Below are 16,972 nucleotides of genomic sequence, written 5' to 3'. Positions count from 1 at the left end.
CGTTTAAACAAAAGGGTTAGAGCCCGATCTGATTCAATCAGATCGAAACGGCTCTAAATGATTTGGTACTTTATAGCACGCTATGCCAGCTCTCAGGGCCAGCTCTCAGGACTGATTGACAGGCTTTCCACGCAATTCAGCGATGATGGCTTTGATCTGCGCCCGCGTTTCCTCAAAGTCGCCCGAAGAATCGATGACGAAATCCGCACGCGCACGCTTTTCGCTGTCCTTGATCTGTCGGGCTAGAATGGCCTCGAACTTCGCTTCCGTCATGCCTGCGCGGGAAAGAACGCGCTCACGCTGAATGTCGGCAGGCGCAGACACAACAGCCACTTTATCCACGCGGCTTTCACCGCCCGTTTCAAACAGCAAAGGAATATCAATGAGGGCAATTTCGGCGCCGCCGGCGCGCGCATTCGCAAGAAAGGCTTTTTCTTCTTCGTGCACCAGTGGATGAATGATGGATTCAAGCTTTTTAAGCGCTTCCGGCTTGCCAAGCACGGCTGCTGATAGTTTTGTCCGGTCGACCGTGCCATCGACAACCGTTCCGGGGAAGGCGGCTTCGATCAGGGGAGCCGCCCGACCCGAATAAAGCTGGTGAACAGCATCGTCCGCGCTATAGACCGGCACACCATTGTCGGCAAACATGTTTGCCGCAGTGGTTTTTCCCATGCCTATAGAGCCGGTCAGTCCGAGGATGATCATAAAGCACCAGCCTTTTTCATATCATCCAGAATATAATTACGAAGTGCTTCTGTCACTTCTGGTCTTTTGCCAAACCAGCGTTCAAAACCCGGGACCGCCTGATGCAGCAACATGCCAAGCCCATCGACAGTTTTAAGACCCGCTGCTTCAGCGCTGGTGAGAAACGGCGTCCTGAGCGGAATATAGACAATATCGGTGGCAACGGCTGATTTCTGCGCCTCACTCAGATCAAGCGGAAACTCTGTCGCCTCGCCCCCACTGGTCATATGTCCGCTCATGCCGAGTGAAGTGGTGTTGACGATCAGACCCGCTTCTTTGACAAGACGCTGCGCTGCATCCCATCCATGCGCTGAAACGCCTTGGCCAAAATGGCTTGCCAGTTCTTCGGCCCGGCTTAGCGTGCGATTGATGATTGCGATGCGCGAGAAACCGCGCGTCTGCAAAGCGTGGACAATAGCGCGTCCCGCGCCGCCTGCGCCCAGAACCAGTGCCGTATCCGCATTGTCCCAACCGGGTGCCAGCGCATCCAGATTGGCCGCGAAACCATAAGCGTCGGTATTGCCGCCGCAAAGCCTGCCGTTGTCGAGCCAGAGCGTGTTGACTGCGCCAATGGCATTGGCTGCTTCATCGCGGATTTCCACAGCCGCAAAAGCCACTTCCTTATGTGGGATTGTGACATTACCCCCGACAAAGCCGTTTTGTTCAAGCGAGGTGGCAAATTCTGCAAAATTTTCAGGCGCGACCTCAATGGCTTCATAAGAGCCTTCGAGACCCAGCTCCCTGAGCCAGAAGCCGTGAATGAGCGGCGAGCGCGAATGCTTTATTGGAAAGCCGGTCACAAATGCCTTTTTAGCCATCGATCAGATTTTCCTTCCTCAATTCATTGAGCAGTGGCAACAGGGGCAATCCGACGATGGTGAAATAATCGCCTTCGATTTCTTCAAAGAGCTGAATGCCCGGACCCTCGACCTGATAAGCGCCGACACTTGAAAGGGCAATATCGCCAACGCGACCAAGATAGCGTCCGACAAAGCCCGGATCGAGATTGCGCATGGTCATGCGCGCCACCGAAACATGCCGCCACAGGGTCTTGCCATTTTTGACCAGCACGACAGCGCTATTAAGCTGATGCGTCTTGCCCGAAAACTGCAAAAGCTGGCGGCGCGCTGCATCCATATCCACAGGCTTGTGGAAAATCTGATCGCCCAAGGAAAGCGTCTGATCGCAACCAATCACCACGACATCGGGATGATTTTCACTGACAGATAAGGCTTTTGCTTCGGCCAGAACCTGCGCTACCTCTTGCGGTGTTGCACCGCTTTTATAGAGAGGAGCCTCAACCGCACGTTCATCGATATCCGCACTTTCGGTCGAAAACACGATGCCGGCATTTTTTAAAATTGCCGAACGGAACGGACTCTTCGAGGCGAGAATAAGTTTCGTGGTCATGACTGATCTTCCTTCTTGCCATCGCGCAGCAAGGCCATGATAGCGGCTGCGGTTTCCTCAATCGACCGGCGCGACACATCAATAATCGGCCAACCGTGCCGGTTGCACAGGTTGCGGGCATAAGCCAGTTCTTCGGAAATTGAAACGCGGTCTGTATAAAGACCCGTATCAAGAGACGGTACATTGCCAAGCGGGCGGTTCTGTCTGATCTGGGAAATACGTTCCGCAGTTGCCACCAGACCGACAATCAAGGGTCGCTTTGCCGTAAAAAGAACCTCCGGCACCGGAATACCCAATACAATCGGCACATTCGTCGCCTTGATACCGCGATTCGCCATATAGATGCTGGTTGGCGTCTTCGATGTGCGGGAAATACCCACCAGAATGACATCCGCCTCTTCTATATCGAGCGGCAATTGGCCGTCATCATGCTCCATGGTGAAATTAAGCGCGTCGATCCGGCGAAAATAGTCGGCATTGAGCACATGCTGGGCGCTTGCACGGCGATGCGCTGGCGCTCCGAGATAAGACTGAAACGTGTTGAGCACCGGCTCAAGTACCGAAACGCTCGGCACACCCATTTCCGCACAGGTGTCGTCGATGATGGCAGCGAGCTTCTGATCGACGATTGTATAGAGAACGATGCCGGGTTCAGCGTCGATATTCTCAAGCACTTTTCGCAGCTGCTTCTCTGTGCGGATGAGCGGATAGATATGCTCAATTGCCCGCGCATTGGCATATTGAGCGGCCGCAGCGCGGCCAGCCGCCAGGAGAGTCTCTCCCGTCGCATCAGAAATCAGATGAAGATGAAAGTAAGAAAGCGGTCTGGTCACAGTTTTCTCCCGCCCCTGTTGACGAGTGTGCGTAAAACACAGGTTTCATCCACAAGCCATGGCAGGCAGTGGGAAACTTGGCAAGTCATCCACAGCGAGCCCACATGTGAGAAGCTTCAGAAAGCCACTGTGGACAAGACTCGTAACATTTGGAAATCACAACAATATACCCAGCTTGTCCACAAAGAGGCCGAAACTGCGTCAATTGGTAACCCCTTCTATTCAATGAAAGATTTTAGTTTTCATTGCTTTTGTCCGAGCGATCGGTGAATTATCGCACAGGCTGAGATGGCCAGAGCGGAACTGTGGGGAAAAGACGGACAAACCTTAATCCCCGATTCCAACAGACTCTAAGAATCAAAAGATTCCTGAATCATCCTTTCTTTATGAGAGCCGGACGGGAAAACTTTCACACAGAACCACGGAAACAGATCAGACAGGGTGGAATGTAATGAAACGCAAGGTCCTGAAAGTGATAGACGGTGAGACAGTCTTTCCACCTCCAATCTGGATGATGCGTCAGGCCGGACGATACCTTCCCGAATATCGCGAAGTGCGCAAGAAAGCCGGAAGCTTCCTCGACCTCTGCTATTCACCCGATCTGGCAGTCGAAGTGACACTTCAGCCAATCCGCCGTTATGGCTTTGATGCAGCCATTTTGTTTTCAGATATCCTGGTTGTTCCTCACGCCCTTGGACGAGACCTTCGCTTTGAAGAAGGCAAGGGACCATTGATGACACCGATTGATGCCGATGAGATATTCTGGCTTGAGACTGAAGGTGTCGCCAAAAGGCTGGAGCCGGTCTATGAGACGGTTCGGCTGCTCCGCGAGCAACTCCCCGACGAAACAACGCTGCTGGGCTTCTGTGGCGCTCCCTGGACCGTTGCGACCTATATGATCGCCGGTCACGGCACGCCTGATCAGGCTCCCGCTCGTTTGTTTGCCTATCGTTTCCCGGAAGCGTTCGAAAAGCTTTTGAATGATCTGGCGGATGTTTCAGCCGAATATCTCATCGAACAGCTCGATGCAGGCGCTGATGCCGTGCAGATTTTCGATTCCTGGTCTGGCGTTCTCGATGAAGATTGCTTTGAACGTTTCTGTATCCGTCCGGTCGCCCGGATCGTCCAGAAGGTGAGGGCGATTTATCCCGACGCACGTATCATCGGGTTTCCGAAAGGAGCCGGAATGCTTTATGCGGGCTACCGTGAAAAGACCGGTGTTGATGTGCTCGGCCTTGACTGGTCTGTTCCAAACTCATTTGCGCAGGAATTGCAGAAGGAAGGCGCCATTCAGGGTAATCTCGATCCGCTGCGCGTTGTCGCTGGTGGCGAGGCTCTGGACGAAGGGGTTGATGCAATCCTGAAAAATCTCGGGCAGGGCCCGCTGATCTTCAATCTTGGCCACGGAATTACGCCACAGGCGCCAATTGAAAACGTTCAGCGCATGATTGATCGCGTTCGTGGAGGCTGATGATGAGTGCCTCCGATAAAGCAAACAGCGGCAAAGCCGCTCTGATCCGTACCGTCGTCGGTCTTGCGGTTGTGGTACTTGGTTTATGGGGATTGTTTCACGTGAATCCAGCTGACGCTTATCTTTGGGTCAAATCGATCCATGTCATTGCCGTAATCGCCTGGATGGCAGGCATGCTCTATCTGCCGCGTCTTTTCGTCTATCATTGCGCGACAACACCCGGTTCAGAAACCTCGGAAACCTTCAAGGTGATGGAACGGCGGTTGCTTCGTTTCATCATTAATCCTGCCATGGTTGTGACATGGATAGCCGGTCTTTGGATGGCTTGGGAGATTTTCGGGTTTCGGGGTGGCTGGTTGCATGCCAAGCTTTTGCTGGTCGTTCTGTTGTCTGGCCTTCACGGTTATCTGTCAAAGGCAACACGGCTCTTCGCAGAAGATCGTAACACCAAATCAGCCAAACACTGGAGAATCATCAATGAAGTTCCGACACTACTGATGATCTTCATCGTTATTCTTGTGATCGTGAAGCCATTCTAATTCTCTATATTTTTCAAAGAAGCCCGATAGTTTTTTCGCGATTTTTTCGGGCTTCTACCTTTTTCCTATTGCACTAACTTCCAGCAATCCTTAACTGAGACTTGCTCTTCATGCCGCAAACCGGTATGAGTGAGTCCTCTTCCCACCATGACAGCAGGCCTTCGATGCCGGTCACACTCCACGTGACCACCTTTCCGAACAACTGCATTTTCTCCTTATATTTCAAAAGAGTTCCTCACCCATGCAGGAAATGAAACTACAAGAACTTAAAAACAAAACCCCGGTTGAGCTGCTGGCATTTGCCGAAACGCTTGAGGTCGAAAATGCGAGCGCAATGCGCAAGCAGGAACTGATGTTCGCGATTCTCAAGAGCCTTGCTGCTCAGGACGTCGAAATTATCGGCGAGGGAGTTGTTGAAGTGCTGCAGGACGGATTTGGCTTCCTGCGCTCTGCCGATGCCAACTATCTGCCAGGCCCGGACGATATTTATATTTCTCCTTCCCAGCTTCGCCGCTTCTCGTTGAAGACCGGCGATACGGTTGAAGGTCCGATCCGTGGTCCTAAGGAAGGCGAACGTTATTTCGCACTCCTCAAGGTCAACACGATCAATTTTGAAGATCCGGAAAAGATCCGCCACAAGGTTCATTTTGATAACCTGACGCCGCTCTATCCAAATGAGCGCTTCAAGATGGAGCTGGAAGTTCCAACCTCAAAGGATCTTTCGTCCCGCGTTATCGATCTGGTTGCGCCACTCGGCAAAGGCCAGCGCGGTCTGATCGTCGCTCCGCCACGTACCGGTAAGACTGTTCTGTTGCAGAACATTGCGCATTCGATCACTGCGAACCATCCTGAATGCTATCTGATCGTTCTTCTGATTGACGAACGTCCGGAAGAAGTGACCGACATGCAGCGTTCGGTTAAGGGCGAAGTTGTTTCTTCGACCTTCGACGAACCGGCATCACGTCACGTTCAGGTCGCTGAAATGGTCATCGAAAAGGCAAAGCGCCTTGTTGAACATGGCCGTGACGTTGTGATCCTTCTCGACTCCATCACCCGTCTTGGACGCGCTTACAACACCGTTGTGCCTTCATCCGGCAAGGTTTTGACCGGTGGTGTCGATGCAAACGCACTCCAGCGGCCGAAGCGCTTCTTCGGTGCAGCCCGTAACATTGAAGAAGGTGGCTCGCTCACCATCATCGCCACCGCGCTGATCGATACCGGTTCGCGTATGGACGAAGTGATCTTCGAAGAATTCAAGGGCACGGGTAACTCGGAAATCGTTCTTGATCGTAAGGTTGCCGACAAACGTATCTTCCCTGCCATGGACATTCTCAAGTCCGGCACACGTAAGGAAGACCTGTTGGTGCCACGCGCCGATCTCCAGAAGATTTTCGTACTTCGCCGCATTCTTGCACCGATGGGGACTACCGATGCGATCGAGTTCCTTATCGACAAGCTCAAGCAGACCAAGAGCAATGGCGAGTTCTTCGATTCTATGAATACGTAATTTCGGTTTATCCGTATCCAAACAAAACGCCGCGTTGAGACATCAGCGCGGCGTTTCTATTTTCTGGTCTCAGAAATCGGCAGGCTTAGCCTCTCAGCAGGATTTCGAGTGCGGCAGGGGTCTCGACAGGCGCTAGGCAGACTTGCCCCTTGCAGAGCCAGGCTGACGGTTTATTGGCATGTGCAATGCCACCTGTCGGGAGCTCAATTTCTTTGCCTGCTTCAAATTGAACGAATTTATCAAGCCGCCTTGGATCGGTAATTCTTTCTGCCGTGGCAGCGAGTTCACCATCAGCACCTTCATCAGCAATTACCAAAGACAGCGGTTCGGCTGCAAAGCGGCACGCATTCAATATGCCGATCTGGCCATATTGCTGGACAAGCGCACGACCCATGGCCTGTTCAACCAGACGTTCATTCTGGATATAAAGGTGCATATCGCCTGTTGCGAGAAACAGCCGTGTGAAAGCTTCAATGATCTGGCTGGTGGCATTGGGGATCGCTTCGTCATAATCGCCATAACTATGCAGAATTACGTCCTCCGCATCGAGTGCGGAAAGTCGGTGATTGCCTGACGCGTCGCAATTGTTTGCATCAAGCGCGTCTTTGAGCGCAACCGCATCGCGAATGAATGTTCTGTCACCAGTTGCTTCAAACAGTGAAAGTGCGGCATTCATCATCGCGGCGTAATCTGTCGAGAGGGCAGGGTAGACCAGCACGTCATACATTCGGCAATGTGCGATGCGCCCATCCTGAAACGATGAACCTATTGAACGATAGGCCGAAACGGCGTAGTCAACCCAATCTGATCGCTTGAAACAACGGCCGGCCTCCGCCAGCGCGCGGATCATAAGAGCGTTCCAGTCGGTAAGAGCTTTTTCGTCGCGCCCCGGTTGAACACGAGCATTGCGATAATGGAGAAGCTTGTCTCTGGCCGCCGCGATATTCGACGGTACTAAACCGTCTTCATTGACGGCATGAAGACGGTTGAGAATATTCATGCCTTCAAAATTACCCTCGGGTTTCACACCATAATAGGTTTTGAAGTTTCCCGCCTGATCACCGAGGACGTTATCGATTTCCGCCTCTGAAAAGATATAGAACTTTCCTTCTTCGCCTTCACTGTCCGCATCGAGGCTTGATGCAAAACTGCCATCCGGCAAACGCATTTCTCGTATCAACCAATTGACTATCTCTTCGATTCGGACACGGAACAATTCATCCTTAGTCTCGGCATAGGCATAAGTCGCGTGCCTAATGACTTGAGCATTGTCATAAAGCATCTTTTCAAAATGTGGCACGAGCCAGTCTGCATCGACGCTATAGCGACAAAGTCCGCCACCCAAATGATCATAGATGCCGCCTTGCAACATCGTCTTCAATGAAAGCAGAAACATATCGCGATGGGTCGCTTGCCGATTATAGAGCCAGGATAACCAGAGGGCATCCATGAACGGCGTGTTCGGAAACTTCGGTGCGCCATTGATGCCGCCTCGAACCGGATCGAACATTTCATATATGCGATCTGCAACATCATCGAAGCGTGCAATCTCGTTCGCGCTGGCATCGTTCTGCGCCGCCAGCCGTGCTTCCAGATGATTAAACACAGCCTCGGCATTATGGTTAATTTTTTCTTTATTTCCCTGCCAGAGATTACTGACTGCCTTGAGCACGTCCAAAAAACCCGGCAAGTTATGTCGAGCCTGAGGTGGAAAATATGTACCACCCCAGAATGGCTTGCCATCAGGACGCAGAAACATCGTAAGCGGCCACCCGCCTTGCTGTCCCATGGCACTCAGCGCAGCCATATAGATCTGATCGATATCGGGTCGTTCCTCGCGGTCGACCTTAACATTGACGAACAGCGTGTTCATGACGCTGGCAACTTCCGGGTCTTCGAAAGACTCATGCGCCATGACGTGGCACCAGTGGCAGGCAGCATAACCAATCGATAGCAGGATAGGGCGGTTCAGCTCCTGCGCTGCATCAAGTGCATCTTTGCCCCAGGGCTGCCAATGAACCGGATTATCGGCGTGCTGACGCAGATAAGCGCTTGGTGCGGCTCCGAGTCTGTTGCTGCTGATATTGGTCATAAGTCTTTTCTTTCGTGGAGCGAATGAATATGCACGTGCTTACCAATATAGAACGGGAAATCAAATGAGCGAGCGGCAGCATCTTCAGGACACTATTTTTGCCTTGTCGAGTGGGCGCCTTCCATCGGGTGTTGCGGTCGTCAGGATATCAGGCCCGCAAGTTCGATTCGTAGTCGAAACGATTATTGAAAAGATGATTGAGCCGCGTTATGCAGCTTACAAGACGTTCCGCGCGCGGAATGGAGACGCCATTGACCGTGGGTTAGCATTGTTTTTTCCCGGTCCTAACAGCTTTACCGGCGAAGATTGTGCGGAGTTCCATCTTCATGGTGGTATTGCTGTCGTCGAAAAGCTGCTTGAGGAGTTGGGCAGCTTCCCAAACTGCCGGATAGCTGAAGCTGGAGAATTTACGCGCCGAGCTTTTACGAACGGCAAGATGGATTTGACCATCGCCGAAGGTCTGGCTGATCTCATTGCAGCGGAAACGGAAGGCCAACGCCGTCTTGCTTTGCAGGTCGCTTCAGGTGCGCAGCGTCAACTTTATACGGAATGGCGCCAAAGGCTGGTGCGTGCCCGGGCTTTGATAGAAGCGGAGCTGGATTTCGCGGATGAAAGCGACGTACCGGGTTCCGTTTCGGGACAGGTATGGGAAGAACTCAGGTCACTAAGAACAGCAATTCTACGACATATTGAAAGCGGAAAGCGCGCGGCAATGCTGCGCGATGGACTGCATGTCGTTATCACTGGTGCACCCAACGCAGGAAAATCCAGTCTTCTGAATTTCCTGGCTGGTCGCGAGGTTGCAATCATTTCAGAAGAGGCAGGCACAACGCGCGATCTTTTGGAAGTCAAACTCAATCTTGCAGGCATTCCCGTCTATGTAACTGATACTGCTGGACTTCGAGAGACTACCAGCAAGGTTGAGAAGATCGGCATCGAACGTGCGCTAGAACGCGCGGCCGAAGCTGATCTGGTCCTGTTGCTGGAAGATATGCAAAACCCCATCGCTGTCTCTCTTGATGAGAGCGAAGCTGATGTCTGGACGGTTGGCACCAAAGTTGACCTTAGTAATTCTGAGACCGGTGGATGGAAATATCGTATTTCCACCAAGACCAATGCAGGCCTCGTCGAATTGCTCGCCGCGCTGCAAGTATTTGCGGAAAATCGCATTGGGCAGATCAATGACGCGGTTCCGACACGGCAGCGTCACATCAATCTCCTGCAATCAACGGTTTCGGAAATTGAAACCGCGGCTAATCGCGACGATCTTCCATTGGAGTTACGCGCTGAGAATATGCGTCATGCCTCACAGTATCTTGGACGCATTACCGGTGACGTGGATGTTGAAGAGATATTGGACGTGATCTTCTCGCAATTCTGTATCGGGAAATGAGTGATTCACGTGAAACAGTGACGCTGGAGCGTAGGGCGGCATGAAAATTGTTTCACGTGAAACATCTGTGGAATCTGCCAGTTCGTATTGACTCCCAAACTCTTCCGTGAGTCGAGTTTCGTATCAACTTTATCAAAGAGTTGATCGACCTTCGCTATACTGCCTCTTCCGTTGAGCCGACAAACATGTCAAAGAGACTGCTTTCCAGAGTAGCTCTGATTTGAATTGAATCGCCCGGGCCGCTTTGTTCTTTCTTTTATGCATTATCCGAGACGGAGGGCCCGCCCACTTTGCCGGAAATGCGCTGGAACGGATTTGGACGTATCAGGATGAACATTTCAGGTTCTTCAGAAGTCACAGCTTATGACGTGATCGTCATTGGTGGCGGACATGCTGGCTGCGAGGCGGCGGCAGCATCGGCGCGGGCAGGCGCTCGCACGGCTCTCGTCACACATCGTTTTGATACGATTGGCGTCATGTCCTGTAACCCGGCCATTGGCGGTCTGGGGAAGGGCCATCTTGTTCGCGAGATTGATGCGCTTGACGGTCTTATGGGTCGTGTTGCCGATAAGGCTGGCATCCAGTTTCGCCTGCTCAATCGTCGCAAGGGCCCGGCGGTCCGCGGTCCTCGCACGCAGGCTGATCGTAAGCTTTATCGGCTGGCGATGCAGGCGCTTATTTCTGCCCAGGAGAACCTTACTGTCGTTGAAGGTGGGGCTTCCGACATTCGCATCACAGATGGCAGCATTTCAGGGGTCGTTCTGGGCGATGGACGCGAGCTTGCCTGTGCTGCAGTTGTGCTGACCACCGGTACATTCCTGAATGGTCTTATCCATATTGGCGAGAAGAAAATCCCCGCTGGACGTATGGGCGAGAAGCCTGCGCTGGGCCTTTCTGATACTTTGCGTGGCCTTGGTTTTGCCGTCGGTCGGTTGAAAACCGGTACTCCGCCGCGTCTTGATGGCCGCACTATCGATTGGCAGAGCCTGGATATGCAGTCGGCGGACGAAGACCCTGTGCCGTTTTCGCTGATGACGGATAAGATCACGACGCCGCAAATAGATTGCGGTATTACCCGCACGACACCTGAAACTCATGCGATCATCCGCGCCAATCTTCATCGTTCCGCAATGTATTCGGGTTCGATCGAGGGAATAGGTCCGCGCTACTGCCCATCGGTGGAAGACAAGATCGTCAAGTTTGGCGACCGTGATGGACATCAGATATTTCTGGAACCTGAAGGGCTGGATGACCACACCGTTTATCCAAACGGCATCTCCACGTCACTGCCAGAAGAGGTTCAGCTTGCCTACCTCGCGACCATTCCGGGTCTGGAGAAGGCGGTGATGCTTCAGCCGGGATATGCAATTGAGTATGACTTTATTGATCCGCAAGAGTTGAAACGCAGCCTGGAGACACGACGCGTCACCGGGCTTTTCCTTGCAGGGCAGATCAATGGCACCACCGGTTATGAAGAGGCCGCAGCGCAAGGACTTCTCGCAGGCCTGAATGCCGCCAAGCGTGCAGGGGGCAGCGATCCTATTATCATACAACGAACGGAAGCTTATATTGGCGTCATGGTCGATGACCTGACTGCTCGCGGCGTCAGCGAACCTTATCGTATGTTTACATCACGTGCGGAGTTCCGTCTGTCATTGCGTGCTGATAACGCCGATCAGCGGTTGACGCCTTTGGCTGATCAACTGGGCATTCTTGGCAATGATCGCCGCGAAAAGTTTACAGCGCGTCAGGATGCATTGTCGACCGCGCGTATGATGACCCAAGAGCTGACTATCACGCCAAATCAGGCCAGCCGATATGACCTTCATCTCAATCAGGATGGGGTACGTCGCTCTGCCTATGATCTGTTGTCTTATCCGGATATCGATTTGCAGAAGCTTCAGGCTATCTGGCCAGAACTGAATTCTATTGATTCAGCCACTAAAGAAGCGCTGGAAATTGAAGCGCAGTACTCGGTTTATATGGACCGCCAGCAGAGCGATATAGCAGTGATGGAACGCGAGGAGCGACTTTTCATTCCAGTGACATTGGACTTTGATGCAATTTCTGGCCTTTCAAACGAACTTAAAGCCAAGCTGAAACAGCGTAAACCAGAGACGATTGCCGAAGCGCAACGCGTTGAAGGTATTACACCGGCAGCACTTGCGCTGCTTATTACGCATATAAAGAAGCATGGCGCGCGCGAACGTGCAGCCGCTGTACTGGACGCCGAGAAGGGCGTGGCATGACTGTGGATAGACGTTATTCGAGCTTGAAAACTATCGTTCCTAATGTTTCACGTGAAACAACGGACCGCTTGATTGCGTTTGAAGAACTGTTCCGCAAGTGGTCATCGGCCATAAATCTGGCATCTCCTTCGACACTCGCTGATCTTTGGAACCGCCATATTCTCGATAGCGCGCAGATATTTCCGCTCGCACCGGAAGCGACGCGCTGGCTCGATTTGGGTTCGGGTGGTGGTTTCCCTGGCATCGTAACAGCCTGTTTTCTGAAAGACATTCCGGGTGCTTCGATTGATCTTGTTGAAAGTGCGGGAAAAAAGGCAGCTTTTCTACGCACTGCCGCAGGGCATGTCGGTGTTCCGGCGCGTGTCCATGCGGCGCGCATCGAGGCAATGTGGGATAAAATTGAGACGCCGCAGGTCATTACAGCCCGCGCACTTGCATCGCTGAACGTTCTTTTTGAGCTTGCCGGACCCTGGTTGTGCAGTGGTTCAAAGGCGCTTTTTCAAAAAGGTCGGGATTACCAGAGAGAAATCGATGAAAGCCGTGTCGACTGGAGTTTCGATCTGGTACAACATGAAAGTGCTATCGATAATAACTCGGTGATACTTGAGATCAGCAATCTACGACGCATCTTAAGTTAATCCGCCCCAGTTATTTCGGAATCGATATGACAGAAAGCAGCAGGGCGACGGTAATGAGCAAAAGATCCAGGATCATAACCATTGCAAATCAGAAGGGTGGCGTTGGTAAGACAACGACAGCTATCAACCTTGCGACAGCACTCGCTGCTATTGGCGAAACTGTGCTAATCGTTGACCTCGACCCGCAGGGCAATGCCAGTACTGGCCTCGGAATTGATCGCCTCAACCGTCCGCTTTCGTCCTACGACGTGCTGACGCAGGCAGCATCAGCGAATGATGCCGCCATGCAGAGCGACGTTCCAAACCTTTATATCGTGCCTTCAACGCTCGATCTTCTCGGCATTGAGATGGAAATAGCACAGGCTCCTGATCGCACACGTCGCTTGCGTGATGCGTTGCGATTTGATTCTGCTGTTGCTGATAAATTCTCGTATATTTTGGTTGATTGCCCTCCATCGTTGAACTTGCTGACGTTGAACGCGATGGCGGCAGCAGATTCGGTCATGGTTCCCCTGCAGTGCGAGTTCTTCGCACTGGAAGGCCTGAGCCAGCTCCTGCAGACGGTCGACCAAGTACGTTCAACCATCAATCCCGATCTGACGATACAGGGCATTGTTTTGACCATGTTCGACAGTCGCAACAACCTTGCCTCTCAGGTGGTGGACGATGTTCGCGCATTCATGGGTGAGAAGGTTTATCGTACTGTCATCCCACGCAATGTGCGGGTGTCAGAAGCGCCATCCCATGGCAAGCCAGCTATTCTTTATGATTTGAAATGCGCTGGCAGCCAGGCTTATTTGCAGCTCGCATCGGAAGTTATCCAGCGGGAGCGGCAGCTTAAAGCCGCATAATTAGCGAGTGTCGCAATTGCGATGCTTTGATCGATTCGACTACGTAACAATTGCAGGAACTGCCGACGATGAACGACGATCCTTCAAAAAAGCGCCTTGGCCGCGGCTTGGCCGCACTGATTGGTGAAATCGACCGCCCGGCGGAAGAGCGCAAGGTGCCGATCAGCAGCGAGCGTAACGTTCCGATTGAGTTCGTCACGCGCAATCCGCGCAATCCGCGACGCATGTTCTCGGAAGTAGAACTGGAAGATCTGGCGCAGTCGATTAAAGAACACGGCGTTGTTCAGCCAATCGTCGTGCGTCCGGCACCGGGTGAACCTGATCGTTTCGAGCTGATCGCCGGTGAGCGTCGCTGGCGCGCATCGCAGCGTGCAGGCGTCGATACGATCCCGGTTATCATTCGCGATGTGGATGATCGCGTTGCGCTTGAGATCGCAATTGTTGAAAACGTTCAGCGTGCCGACCTGAATGCTGTCGAAGAAGCGATGGGATATCAACAGCTTATCGACAATCATGACTACACGCAGAACGATCTGGCACAGGTGATCGGCAAAAGCCGAAGCCATGTTGCCAATACGCTGCGCCTTTTGAAACTACCGCAGCGCGTGCAGGATTTCATCTCGGATGGCGCTTTGTCTGCAGGTCATGCACGTAGCCTGATCACCATGGATGACCCAACCGCGCTTGCGGAGCGCGTGGTCAAGGAAGGTCTGTCTGTTCGTCAGGTTGAAGCGCTGTCACAAGCGCGCAATGGTGCTGAACCAAAGCCGGGCAAGAGCGTGCCGATTGAGAAAGATGCCGATACAAAGGCGCTTGAAAAGCTGCTTTCCGACGTCACTGGCATGAAGGTCGAAATCAATCACCGCGAGCGTGGTGGCGAGGTCAAAGTTCGTTACAGCTCTCTTGAGCAGCTCGACGAAATCTGCCGTCGTCTGCAAAGCTAGTGGTGTGATTCCGACATTTGCTTAGAAGTCTGAATTTGAAGCCGTGGAACATTTGTTTCACGGCTTTTTCGTTTTATCGACCGCGCGCTTTGATCAGCGAAAAGACGATAATTATCATCAGGATGATACCGATGATAACGCCGACCGCACTTCCCCAGAAGGCGCCGTAATTGCCGCCGATCAGCCAACCAAACAATGCACCGAGCATGAGCAGAAGAATTGGAGGTATGCAGCCGATCATTCTTATATTCCAATGACTTATAGTAAAATGGGGGCTTGAAAACTTGGGGTTGTCATTTCAGTTATGAAATCGAACCATATGGAATATTGCTGAATGCGCCAACAAGCTCAAGGTTGAGCGAGGCTACTCACGTGCTCTTGATCAATTGCTGAATTATTGCAGCTGTCTAACACCCAACGCGGTTTCTGCCGGACTTTCGCTAATACCAAAGTTCATTGAGTAAGACTCATCGGACGTTGGTTAAGCCCGTGTGGCGATTGAACATTTTCGAGGCGTGCTGCATCAGCATCTTAGCGCTTTGGTATAAGTCTTATACTATTGAGATATTGCTTTTAGAACACCGCGCCGGGGAGATATTGTTTCATGGAAATGCTCACTCAAATCATAATTCATACACCGATCTATGTTTGGGGGCTGCTCGCTTATCTCGTCATACAAGGGGTGAAAGGGCGTGAAACAAGCACGGTTTCGGTCTGGAGACTGCTATTCGTCCCCGTGATCTTCATTGCCGTCGGTTTCATGCACTTTGATAGCGGTTCGGATGGATTCAGTTCATTCCTGATTGCGTGGTTTGCAGGACTGTTCGTGCTGGCACCTGTTGGTTATCTCACAGGCCCGCGTGTTCTCGCAGTTGATCATCAGAACAAAACGGTCGAGCGGGCTGGGACGATACTTCCGCTGATCCGCAATCTGATTTTCTTTTGCGCTCAGTATGTTCTGGCAGTGCTCAATGCGTTCTATCCACAGGAGCATTCCACATTGATGCTGGTGACAGCCGTCGTATCAGGCGCATCAACGGGCTATTTCACAGGCTGGCTTGTATCGCTGTGGTGGAGGTATCGAGAAAGCCCTAGGCTAAACCTTAGCCGGTAGAGCTTATCTGCGTGCCAGCTTGGCAGCTTCGACAGCAATAGCAAGCAAGCACTGACGAATGATAGGCACGGAGAGTACCGCATTCTGACGGCTTTCCAGCACAGCGCGTTGCAGGCGCTCCATAACGCGCACGAGGTTCTCTGCCTTCCAGCGGTCAACAGCATTTTCGATCAGTTTCTTGCGATTGAAAAAGATCGGCGGACGCGCAGAGGCGACAACCACGGAAGCACTTTTGCGCTCGGTATCGGCGATATGGCGCAGGGTCTGAATTTGTTGGAATTGCCTCATGGCAGTATTAAGCAGGAGGAATGGGGCTGTGCCGGATTTCACAACCCGGTCAAAAGATATTTCAAAACGGGGCAGGTCTGCCGTCAACACAGCATCAATGACTTCATCTGTTGAAAGACCTGCTACATCGCCGACCGCTTCACGCACATCGTCTATATCGATACGTTCTTTGCCGCGCACATAAAGGCAAAGCTTTTCCAGTTCGCCACGCGTCGCAAGCCGATCACCGCCAAGGCTCGCGCGCAGCAGCTGACGCCCGTCCATGGTGATCTGCATCTTCCATTCAGCCAAAACGTCGTCAATCACGCCGTCAATGCCGCGCGCGTCGTCCGCATAGCAGGGAAGGGCCATGCCAGCGGTCGCGTTCTCGACAGCGCTACGCAGGCCTGCACCTTTCTTGAGGTCGCCGGCTTCCACCAGAATATAAGTTTCACGCGGTGGCTCATTTGCCAAAAGTTTCACGGCGTCGGCAAGCTTCTTCTGCCCGGCTGCGTTCTTGATCCAGATTAGCCGTTCACCACCGAACATAGAGATTGTACGCGCTTCATCGGCGAGTTTTGCAGGATCCGCATCGATCTCATCGGCTTCCATGCGAATGACCGCAAAGGGATCATCCAGCGGCAGTTTGGTGGCCTTTGCATAGCGGCGCGCACGTTCGCTCACCAGCCCCTTGTCTGGGCCATAAAGAAGCACGACCGGAAACGAGCTGCTCGGCCTGCCAATGAACTGATCTACTTCGTGTGCTTTTTTCTGCGCCATAAGGGATTAAGTAGCGCAATTCGTTTTCAAACGAAACAGCCGCCGGTCAAACTGAACGGCGGCTGTGAAACAAAGCTGTTTGCAAAGCTTAGAGCGTGTCGCGCTTAGTCGTACCCACTGCGCTCGCTCTATTTTCTGGT

At 52.5% G+C, this 16,972-nt stretch carries 16 protein-coding genes; 9 read left to right on the top strand and 7 right to left on the bottom strand.

Going from position 1 to position 16,972, the window contains the following annotated elements; genetic code table 11:
- Positions 1 to 105: 105 nt before the first annotated feature.
- Genes coaE through CES85_RS21345 form a run of 4 tightly spaced genes read right to left on the bottom strand, consistent with a single transcriptional unit; the run spans position 106 to position 2,987 of the window.
- Entirely contained in the window at positions 106 to 705 is a 600-nt protein-coding gene (coaE, locus tag CES85_RS21360) for a dephospho-CoA kinase (RefSeq protein WP_095447691.1), read from the bottom strand.
- On the bottom strand, positions 702 to 1,562 hold the full coding sequence (locus CES85_RS21355; protein WP_095447690.1) for a shikimate dehydrogenase: 861 nt from the start codon (positions 1,560 to 1,562) through the stop codon (positions 702 to 704). The genes coaE and CES85_RS21355 overlap by 4 nt, the downstream gene beginning before the upstream one ends.
- Entirely contained in the window at positions 1,555 to 2,154 is a 600-nt protein-coding gene (locus tag CES85_RS21350; RefSeq protein WP_095447689.1) for a Maf-like protein, read from the bottom strand. The genes CES85_RS21355 and CES85_RS21350 overlap by 8 nt, the downstream gene beginning before the upstream one ends.
- On the bottom strand, positions 2,151 to 2,987 hold the full coding sequence (locus CES85_RS21345) for a pyruvate, water dikinase regulatory protein (RefSeq protein ID WP_095447688.1): 837 nt from the start codon (positions 2,985 to 2,987) through the stop codon (positions 2,151 to 2,153). The genes CES85_RS21350 and CES85_RS21345 overlap by 4 nt, the downstream gene beginning before the upstream one ends.
- A 451-nt stretch (positions 2,988 to 3,438) precedes the next feature.
- On the opposite strand from CES85_RS21345, the gene hemE reads away from it, so the two are divergent.
- The 3 genes from hemE to rho all read left to right on the top strand — a co-directional run bounded on the left by hemE (position 3,439) and on the right by rho (position 6,504).
- Complete coding sequence (gene hemE, locus CES85_RS21335) at positions 3,439 to 4,458, top strand: uroporphyrinogen decarboxylase (protein WP_095447687.1); 1,020 nt, start codon at positions 3,439 to 3,441, stop codon at positions 4,456 to 4,458.
- A gap of 2 nt (positions 4,459 to 4,460) precedes the next feature.
- A complete protein-coding gene (hemJ, locus tag CES85_RS21330; RefSeq protein ID WP_095447686.1) occupies positions 4,461 to 4,997 on the top strand; it encodes a protoporphyrinogen oxidase HemJ in 537 nt (178 codons plus the stop codon).
- Positions 4,998 to 5,238: 241 nt separating this feature from the next.
- Positions 5,239 to 6,504 carry a transcription termination factor Rho gene (gene rho, locus CES85_RS21325; protein ID WP_024898458.1) on the top strand — a complete coding sequence of 422 codons (1,266 nt, stop codon included), beginning with the start codon at positions 5,239 to 5,241 and terminating at the stop codon, positions 6,502 to 6,504.
- Between the two features lie 85 nt (positions 6,505 to 6,589).
- On the opposite strand, the gene CES85_RS21320 is transcribed toward rho, so the two are convergent.
- Positions 6,590 to 8,596, bottom strand: coding sequence for a thioredoxin domain-containing protein (locus tag CES85_RS21320; RefSeq protein WP_095447685.1), 2,007 nt, complete (start codon positions 8,594 to 8,596; stop codon positions 6,590 to 6,592).
- 64 nt (positions 8,597 to 8,660) lie between these two features.
- Between CES85_RS21320 and mnmE the strand changes: the two genes are divergently transcribed.
- The 5 genes from mnmE to CES85_RS21295 all read left to right on the top strand — a co-directional run bounded on the left by mnmE (position 8,661) and on the right by CES85_RS21295 (position 14,671).
- Positions 8,661 to 9,989 carry a tRNA uridine-5-carboxymethylaminomethyl(34) synthesis GTPase MnmE gene (mnmE, locus tag CES85_RS21315; RefSeq protein ID WP_095447684.1) on the top strand — a complete coding sequence of 443 codons (1,329 nt, stop codon included), beginning with the start codon at positions 8,661 to 8,663 and terminating at the stop codon, positions 9,987 to 9,989.
- A gap of 329 nt (positions 9,990 to 10,318) precedes the next feature.
- Positions 10,319 to 12,238 (top strand): tRNA uridine-5-carboxymethylaminomethyl(34) synthesis enzyme MnmG, encoded by a 1,920-nt coding sequence (gene mnmG / locus CES85_RS21310; protein ID WP_095447683.1) that lies wholly within the window; start codon positions 10,319 to 10,321, stop codon positions 12,236 to 12,238.
- On the top strand, positions 12,235 to 12,876 hold the full coding sequence (rsmG, locus tag CES85_RS21305; protein WP_095447682.1) for a 16S rRNA (guanine(527)-N(7))-methyltransferase RsmG: 642 nt from the start codon (positions 12,235 to 12,237) through the stop codon (positions 12,874 to 12,876). Before mnmG ends, rsmG begins: the two co-directional genes overlap by 4 nt.
- 53 nt (positions 12,877 to 12,929) lie before the next feature.
- Positions 12,930 to 13,727, top strand: coding sequence for a ParA family protein (locus CES85_RS21300; protein ID WP_094578485.1), 798 nt, complete (start codon positions 12,930 to 12,932; stop codon positions 13,725 to 13,727).
- 68 nt (positions 13,728 to 13,795) lie between these two features.
- Positions 13,796 to 14,671 (top strand): ParB/RepB/Spo0J family partition protein, encoded by an 876-nt coding sequence (locus CES85_RS21295; RefSeq protein ID WP_095447681.1) that lies wholly within the window; start codon positions 13,796 to 13,798, stop codon positions 14,669 to 14,671.
- Positions 14,672 to 14,744: 73 nt separating this feature from the next.
- Here CES85_RS21295 and CES85_RS27220 read toward each other — a convergent pair whose 3' ends face one another.
- Positions 14,745 to 14,912 carry a hypothetical protein gene (locus CES85_RS27220; RefSeq protein ID WP_157743478.1) on the bottom strand — a complete coding sequence of 56 codons (168 nt, stop codon included), beginning with the start codon at positions 14,910 to 14,912 and terminating at the stop codon, positions 14,745 to 14,747.
- A gap of 363 nt (positions 14,913 to 15,275) precedes the next feature.
- On the opposite strand from CES85_RS27220, the gene CES85_RS21290 reads away from it, so the two are divergent.
- A complete protein-coding gene (locus tag CES85_RS21290; RefSeq protein WP_095447680.1) occupies positions 15,276 to 15,785 on the top strand; it encodes a hypothetical protein in 510 nt (169 codons plus the stop codon).
- A 3-nt stretch (positions 15,786 to 15,788) separates the two neighbouring features.
- On the opposite strand, the gene holA is transcribed toward CES85_RS21290, so the two are convergent.
- The gene (gene holA, locus CES85_RS21285; protein WP_095447679.1) at positions 15,789 to 16,832 is read right to left on the bottom strand and encodes a DNA polymerase III subunit delta; all 1,044 of its coding nucleotides are present in this window, start codon (positions 16,830 to 16,832) and stop codon (positions 15,789 to 15,791) included.
- Between the last annotated feature and the right edge of the window lie 140 nt (positions 16,833 to 16,972).

It is taken from the genome of Ochrobactrum quorumnocens, from assembly GCF_002278035.1.
GTDB classification, from domain to species: domain Bacteria; phylum Pseudomonadota; class Alphaproteobacteria; order Rhizobiales; family Rhizobiaceae; genus Brucella; species Brucella quorumnocens.
The sequence above is the reverse complement of the archived record's forward strand: the minus strand, read 5'-3'. Positions and strand labels throughout refer to the sequence as shown.

Excerpts from the sequence above, each read along its gene's own strand:
- CES85_RS21320 (WP_095447685.1), bottom strand. The coding sequence starts at position 8,596 with ATGACCAATATCAGCAGCAACAGACTCGGAGCCGCACCAAGCGCTTAT.
- holA (WP_095447679.1), bottom strand. The coding sequence starts at position 16,832 with ATGGCGCAGAAAAAAGCACACGAAGTAGATCAGTTCATTGGCAGGCCG.
- coaE (WP_095447691.1), bottom strand. The coding sequence starts at position 705 with ATGATCATCCTCGGACTGACCGGCTCTATAGGCATGGGAAAAACCACT.
- CES85_RS21290 (WP_095447680.1), top strand. The coding sequence starts at position 15,276 with ATGGAAATGCTCACTCAAATCATAATTCATACACCGATCTATGTTTGG.
- CES85_RS21355 (WP_095447690.1), bottom strand. The coding sequence starts at position 1,562 with ATGGCTAAAAAGGCATTTGTGACCGGCTTTCCAATAAAGCATTCGCGC.
- hemJ (WP_095447686.1), top strand. The coding sequence starts at position 4,461 with ATGAGTGCCTCCGATAAAGCAAACAGCGGCAAAGCCGCTCTGATCCGT.
- hemE (WP_095447687.1), top strand. The coding sequence starts at position 3,439 with ATGAAACGCAAGGTCCTGAAAGTGATAGACGGTGAGACAGTCTTTCCA.
- rsmG (WP_095447682.1), top strand. The coding sequence starts at position 12,235 with ATGACTGTGGATAGACGTTATTCGAGCTTGAAAACTATCGTTCCTAAT.
- CES85_RS21295 (WP_095447681.1), top strand. The coding sequence starts at position 13,796 with ATGAACGACGATCCTTCAAAAAAGCGCCTTGGCCGCGGCTTGGCCGCA.
- CES85_RS27220 (WP_157743478.1), bottom strand. The coding sequence starts at position 14,912 with ATGATCGGCTGCATACCTCCAATTCTTCTGCTCATGCTCGGTGCATTG.
- mnmG (WP_095447683.1), top strand. The coding sequence starts at position 10,319 with ATGAACATTTCAGGTTCTTCAGAAGTCACAGCTTATGACGTGATCGTC.
- mnmE (WP_095447684.1), top strand. The coding sequence starts at position 8,661 with ATGAGCGAGCGGCAGCATCTTCAGGACACTATTTTTGCCTTGTCGAGT.
- CES85_RS21300 (WP_094578485.1), top strand. The coding sequence starts at position 12,930 with ATGAGCAAAAGATCCAGGATCATAACCATTGCAAATCAGAAGGGTGGC.
- CES85_RS21350 (WP_095447689.1), bottom strand. The coding sequence starts at position 2,154 with ATGACCACGAAACTTATTCTCGCCTCGAAGAGTCCGTTCCGTTCGGCA.
- rho (WP_024898458.1), top strand. The coding sequence starts at position 5,239 with ATGCAGGAAATGAAACTACAAGAACTTAAAAACAAAACCCCGGTTGAG.